This window comes from Amycolatopsis sp. WAC 01376, assembly GCF_003947415.1.
GTDB lineage: Bacteria > Actinomycetota > Actinomycetes > Mycobacteriales > Pseudonocardiaceae > Amycolatopsis.
The window spans coordinates 60,049-81,281 of sequence record NZ_QHKL01000011.1; the positions used below are offsets into that span (position 1 = coordinate 60,049).

At 69.6% G+C, this 21,233-nt stretch carries 16 protein-coding genes and 2 tRNA genes; 8 read left to right on the forward strand and 10 right to left on the reverse strand.

Features of this window, described 5'->3' with window-relative positions:
• Positions 1-30: 30 nt before the first annotated feature.
• Entirely contained in the window at positions 31-615 is a 585-nt protein-coding gene (locus tag DMH03_RS38660; RefSeq protein WP_125796960.1) for a TetR/AcrR family transcriptional regulator, read from the forward strand.
• Between the two features lie 147 nt (positions 616-762).
• Here DMH03_RS38660 and DMH03_RS38665 read toward each other — a convergent pair.
• From DMH03_RS38665 to DMH03_RS38695, 7 genes are all read right to left on the reverse strand, one after another.
• Positions 763-834: transfer RNA gene (locus DMH03_RS38665), tRNA-Val, on the reverse strand.
• A gap of 35 nt (positions 835-869) precedes the next feature.
• Positions 870-944: transfer RNA gene (locus DMH03_RS38670), tRNA-Val, on the reverse strand.
• A 90-nt stretch (positions 945-1,034) separates the two neighbouring features.
• Positions 1,035-2,876, reverse strand: a complete 1,842-nt coding sequence (locus DMH03_RS38675) for a serine/threonine-protein kinase (RefSeq protein ID WP_125796961.1) — start codon at positions 2,874-2,876, stop codon at positions 1,035-1,037.
• A 9-nt stretch (positions 2,877-2,885) separates the two neighbouring features.
• Entirely contained in the window at positions 2,886-4,769 is a 1,884-nt protein-coding gene (locus tag DMH03_RS38680; protein WP_125796962.1) for a serine/threonine-protein kinase, read from the reverse strand.
• 46 nt (positions 4,770-4,815) lie between these two features.
• On the reverse strand, positions 4,816-7,044 hold the full coding sequence (locus tag DMH03_RS38685; RefSeq protein ID WP_125796963.1) for a cation-translocating P-type ATPase: 2,229 nt from the start codon (positions 7,042-7,044) through the stop codon (positions 4,816-4,818).
• A gap of 444 nt (positions 7,045-7,488) precedes the next feature.
• Positions 7,489-8,604: a DUF6801 domain-containing protein gene (locus DMH03_RS38690; protein WP_125796964.1), complete on the reverse strand. Its 1,116-nt coding sequence runs from the start codon at positions 8,602-8,604 to the stop codon at positions 7,489-7,491.
• A 73-nt stretch (positions 8,605-8,677) separates the two neighbouring features.
• Complete coding sequence (locus DMH03_RS38695) at positions 8,678-9,907, reverse strand: DUF6801 domain-containing protein (protein WP_125796965.1); 1,230 nt, start codon at positions 9,905-9,907, stop codon at positions 8,678-8,680.
• Positions 9,908-10,394: 487 nt separating this feature from the next.
• Between DMH03_RS38695 and DMH03_RS38700 the strand changes: the two genes are divergently transcribed.
• From DMH03_RS38700 to DMH03_RS38710, 3 genes are read left to right on the forward strand one after another with little or no spacing between them, the layout of a single operon-like run.
• A complete protein-coding gene (locus DMH03_RS38700) occupies positions 10,395-10,967 on the forward strand; it encodes a hypothetical protein (RefSeq protein WP_125796966.1) in 573 nt (190 codons plus the stop codon).
• A gap of 46 nt (positions 10,968-11,013) precedes the next feature.
• Entirely contained in the window at positions 11,014-12,228 is a 1,215-nt protein-coding gene (locus tag DMH03_RS38705) for a lipase family protein (RefSeq protein ID WP_125796967.1), read from the forward strand.
• Between the two features lie 43 nt (positions 12,229-12,271).
• The gene (locus tag DMH03_RS38710; protein ID WP_125797051.1) at positions 12,272-12,769 is read left to right on the forward strand and encodes a GtrA family protein; all 498 of its coding nucleotides are present in this window, start codon (positions 12,272-12,274) and stop codon (positions 12,767-12,769) included.
• Between the two features lie 69 nt (positions 12,770-12,838).
• Here the strand turns inward: DMH03_RS38710 and DMH03_RS38715 are convergent, their stop codons facing one another.
• Positions 12,839-14,035: a helix-turn-helix domain-containing protein gene (locus DMH03_RS38715; RefSeq protein ID WP_125796968.1), complete on the reverse strand. Its 1,197-nt coding sequence runs from the start codon at positions 14,033-14,035 to the stop codon at positions 12,839-12,841.
• A 281-nt stretch (positions 14,036-14,316) separates the two neighbouring features.
• Here DMH03_RS38715 and DMH03_RS38720 point away from each other — a divergent pair, with 281 nt between their 5' ends.
• From DMH03_RS38720 to DMH03_RS38735, 4 genes are all read left to right on the forward strand, one after another.
• Positions 14,317-15,537 carry a helix-turn-helix domain-containing protein gene (locus tag DMH03_RS38720; RefSeq protein WP_125796969.1) on the forward strand — a complete coding sequence of 407 codons (1,221 nt, stop codon included), beginning with the start codon at positions 14,317-14,319 and terminating at the stop codon, positions 15,535-15,537.
• 342 nt (positions 15,538-15,879) lie between these two features.
• Positions 15,880-16,869, forward strand: a complete 990-nt coding sequence (locus DMH03_RS38725; protein ID WP_125796970.1) for an alpha/beta fold hydrolase — start codon at positions 15,880-15,882, stop codon at positions 16,867-16,869.
• A 339-nt stretch (positions 16,870-17,208) separates the two neighbouring features.
• Positions 17,209-18,399: a helix-turn-helix domain-containing protein gene (locus DMH03_RS38730; protein ID WP_199749198.1), complete on the forward strand. Its 1,191-nt coding sequence runs from the start codon at positions 17,209-17,211 to the stop codon at positions 18,397-18,399.
• A 35-nt stretch (positions 18,400-18,434) separates the two neighbouring features.
• Positions 18,435-19,679, forward strand: a complete 1,245-nt coding sequence (locus tag DMH03_RS38735; protein WP_125796972.1) for a PucR family transcriptional regulator — start codon at positions 18,435-18,437, stop codon at positions 19,677-19,679.
• 369 nt (positions 19,680-20,048) lie between these two features.
• Here DMH03_RS38735 and DMH03_RS38740 read toward each other — a convergent pair whose 3' ends face one another.
• Both DMH03_RS38740 and DMH03_RS38745 read right to left on the reverse strand, forming a co-directional pair.
• Positions 20,049-20,717, reverse strand: a complete 669-nt coding sequence (locus DMH03_RS38740) for a hypothetical protein (RefSeq protein ID WP_125796973.1) — start codon at positions 20,715-20,717, stop codon at positions 20,049-20,051.
• Between the two features lie 11 nt (positions 20,718-20,728).
• Positions 20,729-21,232, reverse strand: coding sequence for a hypothetical protein (locus DMH03_RS38745; RefSeq protein WP_125796974.1), 504 nt, complete (start codon positions 21,230-21,232; stop codon positions 20,729-20,731).
• Position 21,233: the final 1 nt, after the last annotated feature.

Here is a 21,233-nt window from a genome sequence, read left to right on the forward strand (position 1 = left end):
ACCGACGGTCGGTATGTCAAGATTCGGGTCATGGCCCGCACGAAACAGCAGCAACGCGAAGAGACGATGGGGGCGTTGACCGCCACCGCCCGGCGACTGTTCGCCGAGCACGGATACGGCAAGGTCGGACTGGAGACCATCGCGCAGACCGCGGGCGTGAGCAAAGGCGCGCTCTACCACCATTTCAGCAGCAAGGCCGACCTGTTCCGGCACGTACTCGGCGTCGTCCAGCACGACGTCGGAGAGCAGATCGCGCGGGCCGCGGACGCCGCGCCGGACTCCTGGGCGGGACTGCTGGCCGGATGCCGCGCGTTCCTCGCCGCGGCGACCGATCCGGAGATCCAGCAGATCATGTTGCTGGACGGTCCTTCGGTGGTCGGCTGGCAGGACTGGCGCGAACTGGACGCGGAGTCCTCCGCCCGGCACCTCGCCGAGGCGCTGACCGGGCTGATGACCGAGGGCGCCCTCGCGAAACGGCCCGTGGAACCGTTGGTACGCCTGCTTTCCGGCGCGATGAACGAGGCCGCCGTCTGGCTCGCCCACTCCCCCGACCCGAAGGCCGACCTCGCCGCGACGATGGACACACTCACGCCGATGATCGAGTCGCTGCGCTGAGCTCTTATGTCGTGAAGGGCCCCTTTGAGACGATGATCGTCTCAAAGGGGCCCTTCACGACATCCCCACGACCGCGACCACTCACGAGACCAACGCCCCCCGCAACGCGAAAAGCCCCACCCGAGCCGGGTGGGGCCTTCACTGCGGTGGGCGATACTGGGATCGAACCAGTGACCTCTTCGGTGTGAACGAAGCGCTCTCCCCCTGAGCTAATCGCCCGCGGTACGAACTCCGGTTCACCGGGGAAGTGAACCTGGTGCGCGATACTGGGATTGAACCAGTGACCTCTTCCGTGTCAGGGAAGCGCTCTCCCGCTGAGCTAAACGCGCGTGGTGAAGTTGTTCGTACTGAAGCTAGCTTAGCGGACCCGTTTCCGGGCGCGCACAGGGGTTCCCCTTCTCGATCGACACCCGGTCGGCTCAGGGTTTCGGCAGCTTCGAGGCGACCGAGACCGCGATCTCCTTCGCCCGATCGCAGGGGCTTCCGCCCTCGCGTGCGAGCAGCCGGACGGCGACGTGTTCGGCCTCGCGGTCCGGCAGCGGACGGTGCTGCCACGTCACGGCGCAGTTCGAGCCGCCGAACTCCCGGATGTCGCCGGTGACTCCGCTGCCGAGGTCCACCGGCGAACCTTCGGGCGCGTATGCCCCCCGCTGGACCTCGACGGTCAGCGTGTCCCCGCCGCCCTCCCACTCGCAGATCCGCAACGTCCGCGGAGCCGCCTGCGCGCCTGCCATGTTCTTGCCGAGCACCGCCGGATCGGCGGCCGCGCACGGGTCGAGCGGCAGGATGCTCGCCGCGTCGCCCGCGCGGTCGGCCTCGTGGGTGCGCAGCCGGGTGATGGCGGCGGTGAGCATGTCGTCGGCGCCCTTGCAGCGATCGCCGTCCCGGCCGAGATGGGAGACGACGACACCGAGCCGCCGGTCCGTCGGCAGCTGCGCGATCGAGTCGCATCCGCCGCTGATCGTGCTGCGCAGCAACGGAAGTCCCTCGACGGTGCGGTCGGTCCGTTCGAGACTGCCGGCGGTCACGCCCTCGCCGAGCCGCAGCTCGAAGGTGACGCCATTGAGGCCGGAGTACTTGCAGCGGGCCGGGTGGGTCAGATGCGTGTCCGGTTTCAGCGTGCCGAACTCCTGCACGAACCGGCCGGCGAGCACCTTGCACGGGTCCACGAGCCGCAGGCGTTCCGGGCCGAGTGCGTCGGTCGCCGACAGCGAAGTCGTTCCGGGGTTCTCCGGCTTGGCGTGGTCGGCGATGGTGAGACCGAGCGCGACCATCGCCGACATCAGAAGCAGAACGACCGCGGCGAGCGCGCCGAACAGGATCTTCTTCGTCTTCGGTGCCATCTTCTTCGGCGTCGGCCGCAAGAACGGCAACGGCAGCGCCAGCACCGAGCGCACCTCGGCGTCCTGCCGCTGGATCCGGGCGTGCACGGCGGGCGGCCAGGGCGCCGCGCCGGGCGGGACCGGGCCGAGGAAGTCCAGGATCTGTTCCGGCGTCGGCCGTCGCGCCGGGTCCTTGGCAAGGCAGGGCTCGGCGAGCCGCCGGATCTCGTCCGGAACCACGCTGAAGTCCGCCGCGCCGTGAACGACGTTATACAGCGTCTGGGGTGCGGTCGGGCCGGTGAACGGGCCGCGTCCGGTCGACGCCATGATCAGGATCGCGCCGAGGGAGAACACGTCGCTCGCGCCGGTGACCTGCCCGCTGCCCGCCTGTTCCGGCGACATGAAGGCGGGCGACCCGATGATCGCGCCCGTCCCGGTGAGTTCCTGCGCCTCCTCGGCCACCCGCGCGATGCCGAAGTCGATCACCCTGGGGCCATCACTCGTCAGGATGATGTTGCTGGGCTTGAGGTCCCGGTGGATCAACCCGGCACGGTGGATCTCCGTCAACGCCGCGGCGAGTCCGGACGCCAGCACCCGGACCGACTCGGCGGGCAGCGGCCCGGCGGCGTCCACGGCCTCCTTCAGCGACGGACCGGTGACGAAGACCGAGGCGAGCCACGGGGTTTCCGCTTCCGCGTCGGCGTCCATGACGGCGGCGGTGTAGGCGCCGGAGACCAGCCGCGACGTGGCGACCTCGCGCCGGAACCGTTCACGGAAGCGGGGATCGTGCGCGAACTGGGCGTGCAGCTGCTTGACCGCGACGAGCCTGCCGTCCGGGGCGAGGCCGAGCACGACGCGCCCCATACCGCCTTCGCCGATCTCGGCGATGATCCGGTACGGGCCGATCTGCCGGGGTTCCCCGGGGTTCAACGGTTTCACTGGTCAGCCCTAGGGTTTCGGAAGTTTCGGCAACAACGCCCCGGCGAAGGCCTTCGCCTTCTCGCAGGCTTGCTCGGCGGTCTTCTCGGCACCGCTGGTCCCGACGGTCAGCTCGACGTTCTCCCCGTCGCGGTCGCTGACGGACCGATGCTGCCAGGTCAGCGAACAGGACGAGCGGGCGGCGCCGTCGTCCCTTCTCGCCAGGTACACCTTGGCCCCGCCGAGATCCAGGGTGGCGGTCTCCGTGTAGTACGAATCCTTCGATTGGGCCGGCGGGTACGCCCGCACGAAGCTCAGCCGGACACTGCCCGTCGTGTCGTACCGGCATTGGTGCAGATGTTCGCGGATCGTTTCGACGACCGGGCCGATCAGCCGGTCCGTGGTCGCCGGGCCGAGCAGCGCGCACGGGTCCAGTGGAGCCAGGGTGCCCGCCGGAAGCGCGCGCTCGTGGCCTCCGGCGCGGATCCGCTTGACCGCGTCGGAGAGCGCGGCCTTCACCACCGAACACGCCTCGTCCTTTGTGGACATCGAGTTGACGTCGACGCTGAGTTTGGTGTTCGGCAGGCCGGCGACAGGGACGGCGACCGCGCACGCGTCGTCGGAGCCCTTGACGCGCAGCGGAAGCCCTTCCAGCTCGCCGCCCGCCACGCCTTCGACCAGATCGCCGCCGATCTGCAGGTCCAGCCATTTCCCCGTGGGCGAGGAGTACGTGCACGAGTCGAAATGGATGTCCATCTCCGTGCTCAGCTTGCCGAACCCTGGCACGTCCCGGCCCGCGAGCACCTTGCACAGGTCGACCCGGCGCAGGTTGTCCGGGCCGAGCGGATCCTGGTTGACCGGGGTGGCGACCGGTTCGTCCGGCTGCGGCGAGGAACTCGGCGCGATGGCGGCCGGAGGCGGGTCTTCCCCGGACAGCGAGACCGCGGCGACGGTGCCACCGGCCAGCAGCACCACGGCGGCCGCGGCCAGTCCCGCGTACAGGCCGCGCCGGGATCGCTTCGGCGGAGGCGGGTTCAGCAGCCGCCGGACCTCGGCCTGCTGCGTCTCGATGAGGTGCGACACCACTGGTGGCCACGGGCTGGTCACCGGCGGGATCGGGCCGAGCCGCTCCAGCACCCAGGCCGGGGACGGCCGGTCCGCCGGGTTCTTCGCCAGGCACGGCTCGACGATCTGCCGCAGCTCCGGCGCCAGATACCGCAGATCGGGCTGGACGTGCACGACGTTGTACAGAGTGTGCGGAGTGGACGTCCCGGTGAAGGGGCTCTTCCCGGTCGCCGCCAGCACCAGCAACGCGCCGAACGAGAACATGTCGCTCGCCGCGGTCAGCGGCTTGCCCTCGGCCTGCTCCGGCGACATGAACCCGGGCGAACCGATGACGGCGCCGGTGTGCGTGAGTTCGGAGTCGCCTTCGACCGCGCGGGCGATCCCGAAGTCGATCACCCGGGGGCCGTCGCCGGCGAGGATGACGTTGCTCGGCTTCAGGTCCCGGTGGATCAGCCCGGCGCGGTGGATGTCGCCCAGCGCCAGCGCGAGCCCCGCGGCGAGATGCCGGACCGCCATCGGCGGCAGCGGCCCGCCCGCGGAGACCGCGTCGGACAGCGCCGGTCCCGGGACGAACACCGAGGCCAGCCATGGTGTCGGCGCGTGCGGATCGGCGTCCATGACCGGGGCGGTGTACGCGCCGGACACCAGACGGGAGGTTTCGACCTCCCGGCGGAACCGCTCGCGGAAGCCGGGATCGTGCGCGAAACCCGGGTGGACCTGCTTGATCGCGACCAGGCGCCCGTCGGAGGAGACCCCGAGCAGCACCCGGCCCATCCCGCCCTCACCGAGCGCGGCGAACACCCGGTAGCGCCCCACGCCGGTGGGTTCGCCGGTGTTCAACGGCTTCACGAAGGCCCCCTTGTCCGGGGCGATGGTACAAAACCACCCGGAAGTGTCACGCAGCGCGTCGGTCCGCACGGCCGAAGTCCTTGAGCCGGAGGCTGTTGGACACGACGAGCACGGAGGACAACGACATCGCGGCACCGGCGATCAGCGGGTTCAGCAGGCCCAGCGCGGCCAGCGGGATCGCGGCGACGTTGTAGCCGAACGCCCAGACCAGGTTCCCCCGGATGATCCGCAGGGTCCGATCGGCGAGCCGGATGGCGTCGGGGACCACGCGCAGGTCTTCGCGGACCAGCACCATGTCGGCCGAGCGCAACGCGATGTCACTGCCCTGTGCCATCGCCATGCCGAGATCCGCGGTGGCCAGCGCCGGACCGTCGTTGATCCCGTCGCCGACCATCGCGACCCGCGCTCCCCCGGCCCGCAGCTCTTCGATGACCGCGGCCTTCTCCGCGGGCAGCACGCCGGCGCGCACGTCGGAGACGCCGATCTCGTCCGCGACCACGCGAGCGGCGGCTTCGTTGTCGCCGGTCAGGAGCACGGTCCGCAGGCCGAGCGCGTGCAAGGCGTCGACGGCTGCCCGTGCCGACGGCTTCACGACGTCCCGGATCGCCAACTGTCCGGCGACCCGGCCGTCCACGGCGACGAGGATCGCCGTGGTTCCGTCCTCCGACGTGAAGTCGCCGGGGACGGTGATCCCCCGATCGGCGAACAGCCGCGCGTTGCCGACAAGGACCTCGTGCCCCTCGACCTCGCCCTTCGCGCCCAGCCCCGGCAGGGCGCCGAAGCGTTCGACAGGGGGCAGGTCCGGCAGTTCGGCCCTCGCCGCGGTCACCACGGCCGCCGCGATGGCGTGCTCCGAACCGGACTCCACGGCTCCGGCGAACCGCAGCAGCTCGCCGATGGTGAACCCGTCGGCAGGACGGCACGCGGTGACGGTCATCTTCCCGGTGGTGACGGTGCCGGTCTTGTCCAGCACGACGGTGTCCACCGTGCGGCTCGCCTCGAGCGCGTCAGGTCCCTTGATGAGGATGCCCAGCTGCGCGCCGCGGCCGACCCCGGCCATGAGCGCGGTCGGCGTCGCCAGCCCGAGCGCGCACGGGCAAGCGATGATGAGGACGGCGACGGCGGCCGCGAACCCTTCGCGGACAGGCGCCCCGCCGAGCAGCCAGGCCGCGAGCGTCACCACCGCCACGCCGAGCACGGCGGGGACGAACACCGCGCAGATCCGGTCGACCAGGCGTTGCACCGCCGCCTTGCGGGCTTGCGCGCGTTCGGCCAGCGCGGTCATCTGGGCGAGCTGGGTGTGCGTGCCGACCGCGGTCGCGCGGACGACCAGCCTGCCGTCCCGGTTCACCGAAGCGCCGATGACCCGGTCTCCTTCGCCGGCCTCCGCGGGCACCGGCTCACCGGTCACCGCGCTCACATCCACAGTAGACAGTCCGCTGTGGACGACGCCGTCGGCGGCGATCGACTCCCCCGGCTTGACCACGAACAGCTCGCCGACGGCCAGTTCGCCGATCGGCACCATCCGCTCCGCTCCGTCCCGCAGCACCCGGACGTCCTTGGCAGCCAAGGCGTCCAGTGCCGCGAGGAGCCCGGCGGCGCTGCGCCGGGACCGGCTTTCGAAGTACCGGCCCGCCAGCAGGAAGGTGGTCACCCCGGCGGCGACGTCGAGGTAGATCGCGTCGGCACCGGCCGCCGTCGGGCCGAAGCCGATCCAGTACCCGGGTTCGGAGCCGCCCGCGAAGGCGGACCACGCCGACCACGCGAACGACGAGAGCACGCCCAGCGAAACCAGGGTGTCCATACTGGACGAACGATGACGAAGGTTCCGCAACGTGGCCCGGTGGAACGGCAGTGCGGACCAGAACACCACCGGAACGGCCAGCGCGAGGCACAGCAGCTCCCAGCCGGGGAACCGCAACCGCGGCACCAGGGCGAGCGTGATCGACAGGTTCCCCAGCGGGATCGCCAGCAACGCGGCGACGACCAGCCGCCGACGGAGATCCCGCACCCGGGCGAAGCCGCTGTCCGGATCCTCTTCCCCGCGGACCTCCGCCGTGTAACCGGATTTGCGGACCCGCTCGATGAGCACTTCGTCGGCCAGCGTTTCGGGCACCTGCACGGTGGCTCGCTCGGTCGCGTAGTTCACCGACGCGCGCACACCGTCCAGCTTGTTCAAGGTGCGTTCGACCCGCGCCGAACAAGCGGCGCAGGTCATCCCCGACACGGTCAGTTCCACCGTGCGGACGGCGGCCTCCGGCGCGGAAATCGTCATTTCGTGGCACTCCCGGGTTCACCAATGGTTCCTTGGTGGTGGAACAGGTGCCCGGGTGGTGTCGCGAGGCAGATTACCGCCGCCGGGAACCGGACCCGCCTCCGGCCCGACTACTGCGATGGTGGTGGAAACAGGTGTCGGTAGAGCCGGTCGTGAGTGTTCGGGTGGCAGTGTGTGCCGGCGGCGGTTTCACGTGTCTGGACGGACGACACACGTGTTGGGTTGGACGACACGCGTGATTGGACGGACGACTCGCGTGAGAACCCTGGACGCGCGTGTGTCGTCCATCCAGTCACGCGTGGCGTCCGTCTGATCACATGTGTCGTCCCATCAGTCACGCGAAACCTCTGTGTGAAGGCCTCCTGAGTACATGAAGGCCCCCTTCCTTGCGCCTAGGTACAGGAAGGGGTCCTTCATGTACTTCACCCGAGCGCAGGCGCGTGACTAGCGCGGGGTCAGCGTGAGGTCGAAGGTGTTGCCGTCGCCCTGGACGAGCGAGCTCACGTATGAGGTGAAGGCGCCGCAGCCGGTCAGCGGTGCCAGCGAATAGGTTCCGGTGAGCGTGCCGCCTGCCGCCATGGTGAAACCGTCACCGGTGCGCAGTTCCGCCGTCGACGGGGCAGACGTCCGGCAGCCCGGTCCGGTGCTGACCGGCATGCCGACGAGCGTGACGAGCGGCAGGACGGTGGTGAACCGGGGCCGTGCGACGAAACCGGTCCCGGCGAGATCGCCGCCCTGCGGTCCGTCGGCGACGAACTCCAGATCCGCCGAGCCCGGCAGGAAGCCGAACAGCCGGAAGTCGGCGTGTGCCTTGTCGAACACCGGGCCGCCGCTGAACACCGTGGCCGCGGTGGGGCTCAGGTCGAACGAGCCTGCCAGCGGCGCGGCGGCGCCGAGTGCTTTGAGTCCGGTCTTGCCGGCGACCGTGTAGCGATGGCCCGCGGGCTTGTCGCCGAGTTCGAACGACAGCAGAACCGGGTCCTGGCCGGGGTCGAGCGTGCAGTCCGAAGTGAACGAACCGATGCCGGTGAACGAGCCGTCGGCCTTCTTCGGGGTGAGGCGGGTGGTGAAGTCGCCGATGGTCAAGGTGGTCTTGCCCGGTTTCGCCAGCGTGATCGTGGGCACGGAACCCGTCGCCACCGTGTTGAACGTGCCGGACGGCGGGAGGTCGGTCTTGGCGACGTTCAGCGGAAGGCGCACCGGGAGCGGGTTCGCGTCACCGTTGACCAGCGTCACGCCGGCGGCCGCGGTGCCCTCGATGGTGGCGGCGCCGACCAGGTTCAGCCCGCGCGCGGCCTTGTCCGGCACGGTCACGGTGATGGTCAGCCCGGAGGTCGTGAGCGTGCCGCCGGGCGCCGTCGGGACCTCGAAGTCGGCCTTGATGTCCACGTCGAGCTTCTGCAGCCCGATCAGCGGGAACGGGCAGGTGAACGACAGTTTCTTGGCCACGGGAGTGCCCGCCGCCGCGCTCCGCACGGCGACGAACAGCAGGCTGCCGGCGGTGAGCAGGACGATGAGGCCCGCCGCGAGGAGCATCCGGACGTTGATGCGAAGGGGCATGGTCGCCTTCCTGGACGGCACGGAAACGGCACCGGTCCCCGTCACGGAACGCGACGGGGACCGGCTGCCTGACTTACTTCTTGGTGAGGTTCAGATCGAGCGTGTTGCCGTCGCTCTTGGCGAACATGCTGATCATGTCGTTGAACGAACCGCAGTTCTGCAGCGCCGACAGCGAGTAGGTACCGGAGAGCTTCCCGCCCTTGAGCAGGTCGAAGTCCGGACCGGTGGTCATCTCGCTGGTGGACGGGCTGACCGTGCCGCACTTCGGGTCGCTGCTGATGGGGATCCCGAAGACCTGCACGCTCGGCAGGAACACGTTGAACTTGATGTGCGCCTTGAACCCGGTGCCGACGAGCTCACCGGTCTGCTTGCCGACCTGCTCGACCTTGATCTCCGAACGTCCGTCGACGAACCCGAACAGCTTGAACTGGGTGGAGGACGGGTCGAGCTTCAGGTCACCGGTGAACGTCTTCGACGCGAGGTCCACGTTCGCGTCGAAACCACCGTTGATCGCGGCCGTGCTGCCGAGCGACTTCAGCGCGGTCTGTCCCTTGATGCCGAACGCGTACTTGATCCCGCCGCCACCGGGCGTGGTGGTGGTAGTGGGCGGGGTCGTCGGCGTGGTCGGCGTCGTGGGGGTGGTGGGCGTGGTCGGGGTGGTGGGCGTGGTCGTGCCGCCACCGCCGTCACCGATCTTGATCGTGGCCAGGGTGTTGTTCTGGCCCGGATCCTGCTTGCACGGCGCGTCGATCGTGCCGTCCGGCGTGATGCCGGTGACCGAACCGTCGGCCTTGCGCGGGGTGACCTTCAGCTGCAGGTCGCCCACGGTGATCTTCGCTTCGCCGGGCTGGTTGAAGGTCAGCGAAGGCGTCTTGCCCGCCGCGTTGATCGTCATCTCGCCCGAGGTGGGGATGTTCTGCTTGGCGATGTCGTTCGGGACGTTGACCGGGAGGTTGAGCCCCGGCGCCGCCACGGTCGCCGCCGCGATGGCCTGTCCTTCCAGCGTGGTCGCACCGATCAGGTTGAGCCCGCTGACCGTGTCCGCGTTGATCGTGGACACGGCCTTGATGTCGAACGTGCCGGTCGGCTGACCGGTCTTGACCGACAGCGGAAGATCGGTGTTGATCACCACCTTCAGCGACTGTGACCCCACGAGCGGCAGGTCGCAGTGGTAGTTGAGGGGCAGCGAGATCGGATCGGCGACACTGGACTGTGCCCCGACCACGAGTACCGCGGCGGCAAGCCCCACGGCACCGGCAGCGGCGGCGGCGACCGCCTTCTTGGTTCCTCTACGGTGACTCACGATCGTCCTTCCGTGGTATCAACGATGATACGAAACGGCGTACAATTCCCCAGAGCAATGAATATCGGCCCGAGAGAATTCTCCGGGTAGCGACGATGTCTGACGGATCGCAACCGAACAGTAAACTAACGACGCGGCAGTCCCGCTATCAAGTGGTTCCCCGGAAAAGTTGACGCGCCGCCGGTAAATTGTCACCCTGGCACGGTGCGTCCGGCCGGTTCCTAGTAGCGGCACATGGGTTTTCCCAGCACAGAGCCACATCACGTCCCGCGCGGAACCGCTGACGAGGGTGACAATCGCGCGGCGGGAAACTATCTCGCGCGTGCCAATCGCCCTTTTCCGGGCGCCAGCCGCCTTGCCTGCCGGAATCTTTCGTGAGTAACCTCGCGTTTCAGCAAGCCGGTCACCGCCGACCACCGCGGAATCCCGCTCCTCGTGCCACGGCCGGCCCTCTTTCGCCGAATTCGACGGGGAAACCATGAAAAGAATGCGCCGCACGGCAGCGCGAATCGCGTTCGCCACCGTCTCCCTGACCGCCGCGGCGGTCCTGCTGAGCGCCTGCGGGTCCGACGAGCCCGCCGACACCGGCAGGCACGCCGACCCCGCCGCGCTCGCCTGGGCGGACAAGGTGTGCTCCGGAGTCGCGACGGGCTCGGCGAAACTGACCCAGCCGCCCGCGTTCGACCCCAACAACCCGCAGGGTGCGAAGACCGCCATGGTGGGCTTTCTGAACTCGCTCACCGTGGCGCTCGACGACATGGCGGGCGGGATCCGCAACGCCGGGGTGCCGCCGGTCCCGGATGGACAGTCCGCTGTGGACAAGGCCACCACCACGCTCGACGAGACCAAGTCGAAGGTATCCGCGACCCTGGTGAAGATGCAGGACGCGAAGGTCACCGATCAGGCGAGCCTGCAGAAGGTGGTCGCCGACGCCGACACCACGATGAGCGGGTTGAGCGAGCCCGAAGGCCCGATCAAGCACCTGCGCGCCAACCCGGAACTGGATCTCGCGTTCGCCGAGTCCAAGACCTGCCGCCAGGTCTACGGCGGCAACGCCTGAGTGACGCTCTCCCCTCAACCTGCCCACCCGTTCTGGAGGCCCGGCCGTGCCGACCCCGTTCCCCCGCCCGTCCCGCCGGATACTCGCCGCCGCACTGGCGATCGTCCTGTCCGCCGGTCTGCTGACCGTGCTGAGCGGGAGCCCGGCGAACTCCGCCGTCACGGCGGCGTCCGACGATGCGTTCTACACCCCGCCGTCCCCGCTCCCGGCGGGCAAACCGGGCGACATCATCCGCTCGCGGATCTCGAAAGCCGGTCCGCGTAAGGATTCCGTCAACGCCTGGCAGGTCATGTACCTGTCGACGGACGCCCTCGGGCGGCCGGACGCGGTGACCGGGACCGTGCTGGTGCCGAAGAACGCCGACCCGGCGAAGGCACCGATCGTCTCGTTCGCCGCCGGTACGCACGGTCCGGCGTTCGACTGCACGCCGTCGAAGATGATCGACATCGGCGCGTTCTACGAGCAGTCGGGCCTCGACGACGCGCTCGACGCCGGATACGCCGTCGCGCTCACCGACTACGAGGGCTACCGCCAGGATCCGAAGACGACGTACGTGGTCGGGCGTTCGGAGGGCCCGGCGGTGATCGACGCGGTCCGGGCCGCGCAACGCCTGCCGGAGGCGAAACTGTCCACCGACGCCAAGGTGCTCTTCCGCGGGTACTCGCAGGGCGGCGGAGCGGCGGCCTGGGCCGGTGAACTGCAACCGGCCTACGCGCCGGAGATGAACCTCGTCGGTGTCGCCGCCGGCGGTGTGCCCGCCGACCTCGTGCAGGTCACCCTGCAACTCGACGGGAAGGCAGGCTTCGGCGTCTTCGCCTACGCCCTGATCGGCCTGGACAACGCTTATCCCGAGCTGAAGCTGGACTCGTTCCTCAGCGACAACGGCCGCGTGAAGCTGGCGGAGATGCAGAAGAGCGCTTGCACGTTCGAACTGCTCACCACCTACGCGAACCAGAAGATCGCCGACTACACGACCAGCGCCGGCTACGTGCGGCCGGAATGGGTGAAGCGGCTCAACGAGAACAAGCTCGGCGGCACACCGCCCAAGGTCCCGGTGCTCCTCTACCACGCCACCCAGGACCAGCTCGTGCAGTTCGCCCAGGCCGACGCGTTGCACAAGACCTACTGCACCGCCGGGGTCAAGACGACCTGGAAGACCTTCGAAACCGACCACATCACGGCGGTCTACACCGGCAACGCCGACGTGCTCGCCTTCCTCAAGGACCGGGTCGCGGGCGCTCCGGCGACGTCGAACTGCTGAGCCCGCGGTGCTCAGAACCGCGCCTTCGTCCTTTGTGGACGGCATGGCCGCCGTCGGTGCGCGGGCCGGGAAGCGGCGTGAGCTGCTCCGGTTCGCCACCGTCGGCCTCGCCGCGTTCGGGCTCACGCTCGGCGTCAACTACGGGCTGAAACTCACCGTCCTGCAAGAGAAACCGGTCACGGCGCTGGCCATCGCCACCATCATGGCGACGGCGTTCGCGTATCTGCTCTCCCGGCGCTGGTCGTTCCACACCCGCGGCGGCAGGCGCCGGTTCCCCGAGGCGGCGTTGTTCTTCGCGGTCAACGCCATCGCCGTGACGATCAACCTGTGCCCGCCGCTGATCTCGCGCTACGTCCTGCGGTTCGAGGTCCCCGAAGTCAGCTTCCTCGCACAGGAGATCGCGGACTTCGTCAGCGGCATGCTGCTCGGCACCGCGGCGGGTTCGGCGTTCCGCTGGTGGGGTTACCGCCGCTGGGTGTTCCCCGTCGCCGACGCCCGTCAGCGCGTCCGCGAGGTGGTAGTGAGTGGCCCCGGTCCGTGAAGGCCTCCTTGAGGGACCCTGGGTCCCTCAAGGAGGCCTTCACGGACTCGACAATCGCCGGTGTAAGGGTCAGGCTTCGGCGGGCCGCAGCCGTTCGGCGCGCAGCGCCAGCTCGATCCGCAGCCGCTGATCCGGATCGTCCAGCCGTTCGCCGAACAACTCCGTGAGCCGCCGCAGCCGGGCCCGCACCGTCTGCGGGTGCACGGCGAGCTGCCGGGCGATCTCGGGCGCGCTCCCCCGCGTCTGCACCTGCGTGAGCAGGGTCGCCGACAACTCGTCGTGCTGGCGCGGCGCCAGCCCCGACAGCGGCTCCAGCGCCTCGACGGCCAGCCTGTCGAGCAGGAACTCGTCGGCGAGCAGCAGCAGCGTGGTGATGTGCTCCTCGCACCACAGCACCGGCCCGACCGCGGTGATCATCCCCCGCTGGGCCAGTTCGGACGCGCGGCGCGCGATCCGGAACGATTCGGCGGCCTGCGCCGTCGGGACGGACACCCCGACCGTCGCCGACCAGCCGGAAGGCAGTTCCCGCAGGCCGCCGAGGTCGGCTTCCGGACAGGCGACGAGCGCACCTGGCGCGTCGGAGACGAGGTCCACGGGAATCGCCGACGGCAGCAGACCGGAGGGGAACGCGGGCGCGCCGGGCGCCGCGGTGAAGACGACCGCCGTGATCCGCTCCGGGATCCGCCAGCCGATGGCGACGGCGAGCGCGCCGGCGTCGGCGCGGGCGTACCCGGCGCCGGCGGTCAGCAGCCGGAACAGCCGGGCCCGTTGCTCCGCGGGGCCCGTCGCCTCGGCCCGGGCGGCGTTGTAGCCGTCGGTCAGCGCCATCGTCACCTCGACGACGTCGCCGAACAGGCATTCCGCAGCGCCGTAGAGAACGTCACCCGGCAACTGGAGCTGGCGCCCGGCCGAGGCGATCGAACGCCACAGCACCCGGCTCGAGACCCTGAACGCCGCCTGCGCGGCCTCCCGGCTGAGCCCTTGATGGAAGGCGATCCGGCCCTGCGCACGGAAATCCGCCAGCAGGTCGTTCTGCAGCAGTTCGGGAACGCCGATCCGGTCGATGGCGCGTTCGATACCGCGCCTGGTCAGCTCGACGGCGGCGGCACGCGCCTCGCTGTCACTGAACACTTCGGCGCATTCACCGATCTCGGACGCCACGCCTTCGACGCAGTGCCGGGCGATCGCCGGGATCCGCGGGCGGACGGCGTCACCGAGTTCCCTCGGCAGGCGTGCCCACAACGCGCCGACGGGCTGCCAGCTCACGTGTGTGATCCCCCGTAGTGAAGTAGGCCGACGATTCCGGGCACGAATTCCCTTTCGTCCGCGCGCCACCGGCGCACTCGAATGCACGGAGCGTAGAACCGTCGCCACAGCCGTGTCAAAAGCCGCCACATCGGCGGCTTTTCGTTGCCCATTCAACGTCACATTCGCGGTACACGCCGTCGGCCGATCCAGTAGAAACACTGCGGCACCCGTCCCGTCGATCCGACGCGGTTGTGCAAAGGGATTCACGTTTCCCGTCCTCGGTTCGAAGAAAATCAAAGGTGGTCTCGGTGGTCCAGTACCGCGGTTTCGACATGCTGGCGACGTTGCCGCGTTCGCTCGGCGAAGAACTGCGTCCGTATACCGGGCACGCCGCGGCGGCAATGGTCAACCAGGTACAGCGGTCCGTCCCCGCGTATTCACAACCGCTGCGCGGCGTCTTCGGCCGTGTCCTGGTCGTCTCGTGCGATCGCGCGGTGCGGCATTACGTCGACTGCATCGGCGATCCGGACGTGCCCCACGACCGCTGGATCGACTTCTACCGCATGCGCGGGCGGATCGAGTTCACCGAGGGCCGGAGTCTGGAACCGTTGCACGACAGCGTGACGGTCGGCGCGCGGGCGGCTTGGCGGGCGATGCGGCCCATCGTGCGCGGGCTCGGCGTCGGCCTCGACGTCATCGCGCTCGCGGCCGAGTCCGTCTTCGTCTACGTCGACGAACTGTGCGCCACGACGATCGAGGGCTACCAGGAGGCGGAGGCCAGTGCGGCGGGCGCCATCCCGCTCCGGCGCCGCCGTCTGCTCGAACTGATCGCGCAGGCGCCGGAAGGGTCCGCGTGCAGTATCGCCAGCCTGGCCGACGGCGCCGGCTGGCGGGTGCCGGGGACGGCCGCCATGGTCGCGCTCCAGCGCGCTCCCGGCGCGCCCGCCTTCCCCGTCCACCTGCTGGACGACACCGTGCTGGCCGACCTCGACACCGCCGAGCCGTACCTGCTCACCGCGGATCCCGACGCCGACCTCGCGCCGCTGAAGGACGCGCTGGACGGCTGGCGCGCGGCGGTGTCCCCCGTCGTGCCGCTCGCCGACGCCCCGGCCGCGCTCCGCACCGCCCGCCGCGCCCTGCTGCTGAACAGCGAAGACGCGCCCGGCCCGGTCGTCTGGTGCCGGGACCACCTCGCCACGCTGTGGTTGCTCGCCGAGGACTTCCTCGGCGCCGAACTCGCCAAACAGAGCCTCGACCCGTTCACCTCGCTGAGCGAGAAACAGCAGGAGCGGCTCAGCGAGACCCTGCTGGCTTGGCTCGAAACCCGCGGCGGGGCACCGGAGATCGCGCGACGGCTCGGCGTGCACCCGCAGACCGTGCGCAACCGTCTCCGGCAGTTGGAGGAACTGTTCGGCGACCGGCTCAGAGACGCCGACGACCGGCTGAACATGCAACTGGCGCTGCGCGCGCAGCGGCTTATGCGCGCCCACCGCCGCGACGAAGGGCCGCCAGGGAACTGACGCGCCGGACCCGCCGTTCCGGTGGCGGCACGGTGGGGAGCACCCAGCGGAGGCCGCGGCGGGCACGCTTCGCCCTCGGCTGATCGACGTGGAAGTCCGCTCGGCAGGCCATCGCTTTTTCTCCCCGTGGTGACGGGTGTTTACCGACGCTTTCCTGAATACCGGGACGGTGGGAGAATGTCGATGCGCGATTGCCCGGCGGTCCCGGTTTTGGCATCCGTCTCGGGGTCCGCCCCGGCATTCTTGTCACCCCGGTCGCAAATACCGGACGTGTCCCGCGACACGCTGACGGACCGGCCTTTCTTCACGTTATTTTGACGCCTGACAACCGAAAGGCGGGACATGGCCCTCGAAGCGCGCACACTGACCCTGCACGGGCGGGAAATCCGGCTGCGGGAATACCTTCCGTCCACAAAGGATGCGGAGGGCGAGCCGCTCGTGCTACTGCACGGGATCTCGGGCAGCGGTGAGACCTGGGCGCCGTTGCTCGACCATTTCGAGCGGACCGGGTTCGGGCGCCGCGTCCTCGTCCCCGACCTCCCCGGCCACGGCGATTCCGCCGCCCCTCGGGCCGATTACGGCCTCGGCGCGATGGCCAGCGTGGTCCGTGACGTCCTCGCGCTCACCCGGAACCGGCACGCGACCATCGTCGGGCATTCCCTCGGCGGCGGGATCGCGATGCAGTTCGCCTACCAGTTCCCGGAGATGTGCGCCCGGCTGGTGCTCGTGGGCAGCGCCGGACTCGGCCCGCAGGTGACCCCGGTGCTGCGCGCGACGGCGCTGCCGGGTGCCAACGCGACACTCACCCTCGCGGTCAACCCGCTCACCGTCGCGATCGCACGCGGGCTCGCGGCGGCAGGCCGCTCACTCGGCGGGAGGTTCTCCGCCGAAACCCGCGAACTGACCCGTCACCTTGCGTCACTGGCCGACCCTGGCAGGCGGCGGGCGTTCCTGTTCATCGCGCGCAGCCTGATCGACCTCCGCGGTCAGCGCGCGAGCGCGATCGACAAGCTCTACCTCGCCCGCGAAGTGCCCACTCTCGTCGTCTGGGGCGCGCACGATCCGCTCATTCCGGTCACGCACGGCCGTAAGACGGCCGAAGTGCTGCCGGACAGCCGCTTGACGGTGTTCGAAAATGCGAAACACTTTCCACATGTGGCCGACCCGGCCCGGTTCGGCGGCGAGCTCGAACGCTTCCTCACCGAGACCGCGCCCGCCCGGTTGACCCTGGACGTAGTCGTCGAGGTGCTCATCCGCGCCAGCGAGGCGGCGGAAGAGCCCGAAAACGCCCCGGAAAAGTTGTCATCCGGACGCCATCTCAGGCCCGCCTAAATGTCACTCACCGCCGGAATGGACCACCCGTTCGGGTGTAGTCCATCCAGGTGGCCGATCAAGGTCCCGCCAGCCGTTGACAGTTCTCTCAGCCGGATTTTATGTTGCGTGAGCCACAAAATCTGGATCGGCTTCACCGTTGAAGAGGCTGATTTTGTTGCTAACAAGGATAAAAACATGACCGACTTGGATACCGGGTTCTCGCGGAACGATCTGCGGACCGCACGGCCAGACCCCGACGTGCGTCATCCCGCCACCCCGCACCGCCAGCCGCCGGGTCCGGTCCAACGACCGCGCGCCTTCACGCCGGCACCGAGAACCCCAGTGGAGAACCGACCTGTGCGCAGCACCGGCGCGAATGGACTGTGGGCGTCACTGCCCAGAGACCTGGGCGAGCGGTTCCGGCCGCGGGCCGACCCCTTGGCACGAGCCATCCTTCAGGAGGTGCAACGAGCCGTCCCCGAATACGCGCAGCCACTGGAAGGCGCGTTCGGACAGATCATCACGCAGGGTATCCGGCAGGCGATCCTGCACTGCCTCGATACCATCGGTCAGGGGACGACGTCGCTCGACAAATGGTCGGCGGTGTTCCGCAACCTCGGCAAGGTCGAGTTCAACGAAGGCCGCAGTCTCGATTGTCTCCAGACGGCCTACCGCGTCGGCGGCCGCGTCGCCTGGCGGCACGTTTCGGAATTCGGGCAGGCGATCGGAGCGGACGCCGATCTCCTGTGCACCGCGGCCGAAGCGATTTTCGCTTACGTGGACGAGATTTCCGCACTTTCGATCGAGGGCTACACGGCCGCGCAGGAACGGGCCGCGGGCACCAGGGCGAGACGCAGGCGAAGGCTGCTCGAACTGATGCTCTCCGATCCGCCGTCCTCACCGCAGTCGATCGCGTCCCACGCCGCCAACGCCCAATGGGCGCTGCCCACCGAGATCACGGTCGTCGCACTGGAGCGACGGCTCGGCCCACTGGACCCCGACAGCGCCGACCTGGACGCCGACGTCCTCGTCGACTTCGAGGGTCCCAAGCCCTGCCTGGTCACCGGCGACCCCGAAAAGCACCTGAAGGACCTCGCCGAACGGCTCCCCGGCTGGCGCGCGGTGATCGGCCCTGCCGTGCGGCTCACCGAAGCGCCGCGCTCCCTGCTGTGGGCCCGCCGCACGCTGCGGCTGGTCCAGCGCGGGATCCTGCCGGACAACCCGGTCACGCGGTACAGCGATCACCTCTCCACCCTGTGGCTGCTCGCCGACGAGTTCCTGGTCCGTGAGCTGTGCACGCGCAGCCTCGCCCCGTTCGACGACCTCACGCCCAAACAGCGGGCGCGGCTCGGGGAGACGTTGCTGATCTGGCTCCAATCCCGGGGCAGCGCTCCGGAGATCGCGAAGAAACTCAAGGTCCACCCGCAGACCGTCCGCTACCGCATGCACCAGCTCATCGATCTCTTCGGCGACCGGTTGAACAACGCCGACGACCGGCTCGACATGGAGATCGCGCTGCGCGCGGAGGCCTTGCTCGCCGAGGACTGACAGATCAGCCTTCCCACTCACAACGAGGTGACGAGGTGACCCGACCGCAGGATGCCCGCAGCGGGGTCGAGGCGACGTACGGCCCGCTCCTCACGCCCGCTCGGCCGGGCGGGTCGAGCGGGCGCCCCGTCCAGCTCTGGGCGCTGCTGCCGAGAGAGCTGGCGACCGTGTTCCGGCCGGTACTGGCCGACGTGGCCGGGGAGGTGGTCCGCGAGATCCAGCGGACCATCCCCGACTACGCGCGGCCACTGGACGGAGCTTTCGGCAAAGCGCTCAAGACCGGTGTCCAGATGGCGTTCCTGCAGTTCGTGGAACGGATCGGGAATCCGGAGGCGCCGTCGGAAGACCGCCGGAGCGTGTTCCTGAGCCTGGGTGTCCAGGAGTTCCAGCAGGGCCGCAACGTCGACGTCCTCCAAGCGGCGTATCGCGTCGGCGCCAGGGTGACCTGGCGCCGCGTCGCCGAAGCCGGCCGCCGCGCGGGGGTGCCTTCCGCGACGCTGTGCCTGCTCGCGGAAGCCATCTTCGCCTACATCGACGAGCTGTCGGCGCTGTCCGTCGAGGGCCACGCGGAGGCGCGGGAAAAGGCCGCCGGCGCACTCGAACGCCGGCGGCACCGGCTGATGGAACTCCTGCTCGCCGAACCACCGACGCCGCCCGACGTCATCAAACACGCCGCCGACCTCGCCCGCTGGCAACTCCCCGACCTGCTCGTCGCCGTCGCGCTCGAGCAGTCGCCGGACGAAACCCCGGCGGTCGCGTCGACCGCGCTGGCCGACTTCGAGACCACCTCTCCCTGCCTGCTGCTCCCCGCACCGGAACCGGACGACCGGGAACAATTCGCCGAAGCACTGGCGGGCAGGCGCGCCGCGATCGGCCCCGCCGTCCCACCCGCTTTCGCGGCGCGCTCCTTGCGAGCCGCGCGAGAAGCCCTGCGGCTCGTCGACTCCGGCGCGCTCCTCGACGAACCCGTGACGTGGTGCGTCGACCATCTTTCGCGCCTGTGGCTGCTGAAGGAACCGTTCCTGGCCGCGGAGCTGGTCCGGGAGCGGCTCGGGCCGCTGACCGGGTTGACCGGCAAGCAGCATTCGCGGCTGGCCGGGACCCTGTTGGCGTGGCTGGAGACCTGCGGGAACGTCCGCGAAGTGGCGGAACGGCTCGCGGTGCACCCGCAGACGGTGCGGTCCCGCGCTCAGGAACTCGAGACGCTGTTCGCCGACGGGCTGCGGGACCCTGAGCGGCGGTTCGAGATGATCCTGGCCCTGCGGGCCGCGCCCTCCTGAGGTTTTGCGCGTGATGGCCCCCTTCCCTCGGCTGAGCCGAGGGAAGGGGGCCTTCACGCGCTACGGGGGTCGGTTGCGTGAGCCGGAGCTGTCACCCGAGCATGCCGGTGCCCCCAATGCGGCATTGGAGTCGCTCAGTGCCTCCAATGCCGCATTGGGGGCACTCGGCTCAGGGCCGAGAGCGCCGCAAGGCCCCCTAGCCCGATGTCCTGAAGGGACCCTTTGAGACGTTGAGCGTCTCAAAGGGTCCCTTCAGGACGCATAGCGAGCGGCCGAAGTAGCGAAGGCCTCCTTCCCTACCTTGAGAGTAGGAAAGGAGGCCTTCACGGAACGACGGCACCAGCAAGTAGGCGACTACTTGCGGAAGCGCTAAGCGGCGGCCAGAGCGGTCACCCGCCACCTACCCTCGGAGCGCTCAGCGGTGACGCTCAGCTGAGCCGCACCTGTACTGCGTTGCCCGTCCCCGCGCACGCCGGTCTGGTCCAGGAACACCAGTAGCGACGCCCGGTCCCCGTCGAGGACCTTGACCCCCGAGACCACCGGAGTCGAGGTCACGACCAGTTTCTGCTCCGCCGCCAGTCCCCTGACCTGCGCGAACAGTTGGTCATACTGGCCAAGCGCGGGCCCGGTGAGGACCTCTTTCGCGGCTTGTTCGCTCTTGGCGGGGTCGTCGTAGCGGTAGGAGAACACCGTGCCGAGCGCCTTGCCGATCTGGTCGCTGACCTCCGCGGTGGTGGCGACGTCGGTCAGCGCGGTGTTGTGCGCCAGTACCGCCGTGGTGTCCCGCGCCTCGATGGCGAACCACCCCGCGAGGCCCGCCATCACCAGCGCGACCGCGCCGAACACCAGCGGGAGACGGCGACGTCGCACCGGCTCGACAACCTCATCGGCAGGCTCGGCGCCCGGATCGGCTGAGTCGGCGGACTCGGCGGACTCGGCGGACTCGGCGGGAGCATCGAGAACCCGAGTGCTCCCGCCCATTTTCCCGGCCACCTTCACGGTGCGCCGCGCCGGTTTGACGGCTCGTTTCGTGGTCATCCCGTCCTCCGTCAGGGCTTTCCGGTGTCGGTCACCGGCACCTGGCCGAGCGACGTGACGCGCCACCCGTCCGGCGTGCGGTTCAGGCCGGCGCGGAACCGGTTGTGTTTGGTGACGGCTTCCCCGCCTTCGGGCCGGACTTCGAGTTCGACCGAGGCGATCACCTCGGCGGTCCCGCCGCCACTGTCCACTTCGGTCACCGCGGCGTCGACGACCCGGCCGGTGGTGACGGTCTTCGCCTGGTTGATCCGGCCGAGTCCGCCCTCGCGGTCGCGCGCCAGCTCTTCGTGCAGCGCACCGCCGGACAGGTTCAGCCAGTTCTGGTAGCCCTGTTCCGCCTGCCGATAGTCCAAAGTGGTCAGTGCGGTGACCGCCTGCCTGCCCACCTGCAACGCCTCCTCGCGGACCGTGGCCCGCGCGACGCCGTCGTCCCGGCTCGCGTCCCACCAGGAGTGGCCGAACCAGGCCGCCAGCGCCGTGGCGACCACTGCGAGGAGTGCGGCGATTCGAGTCATG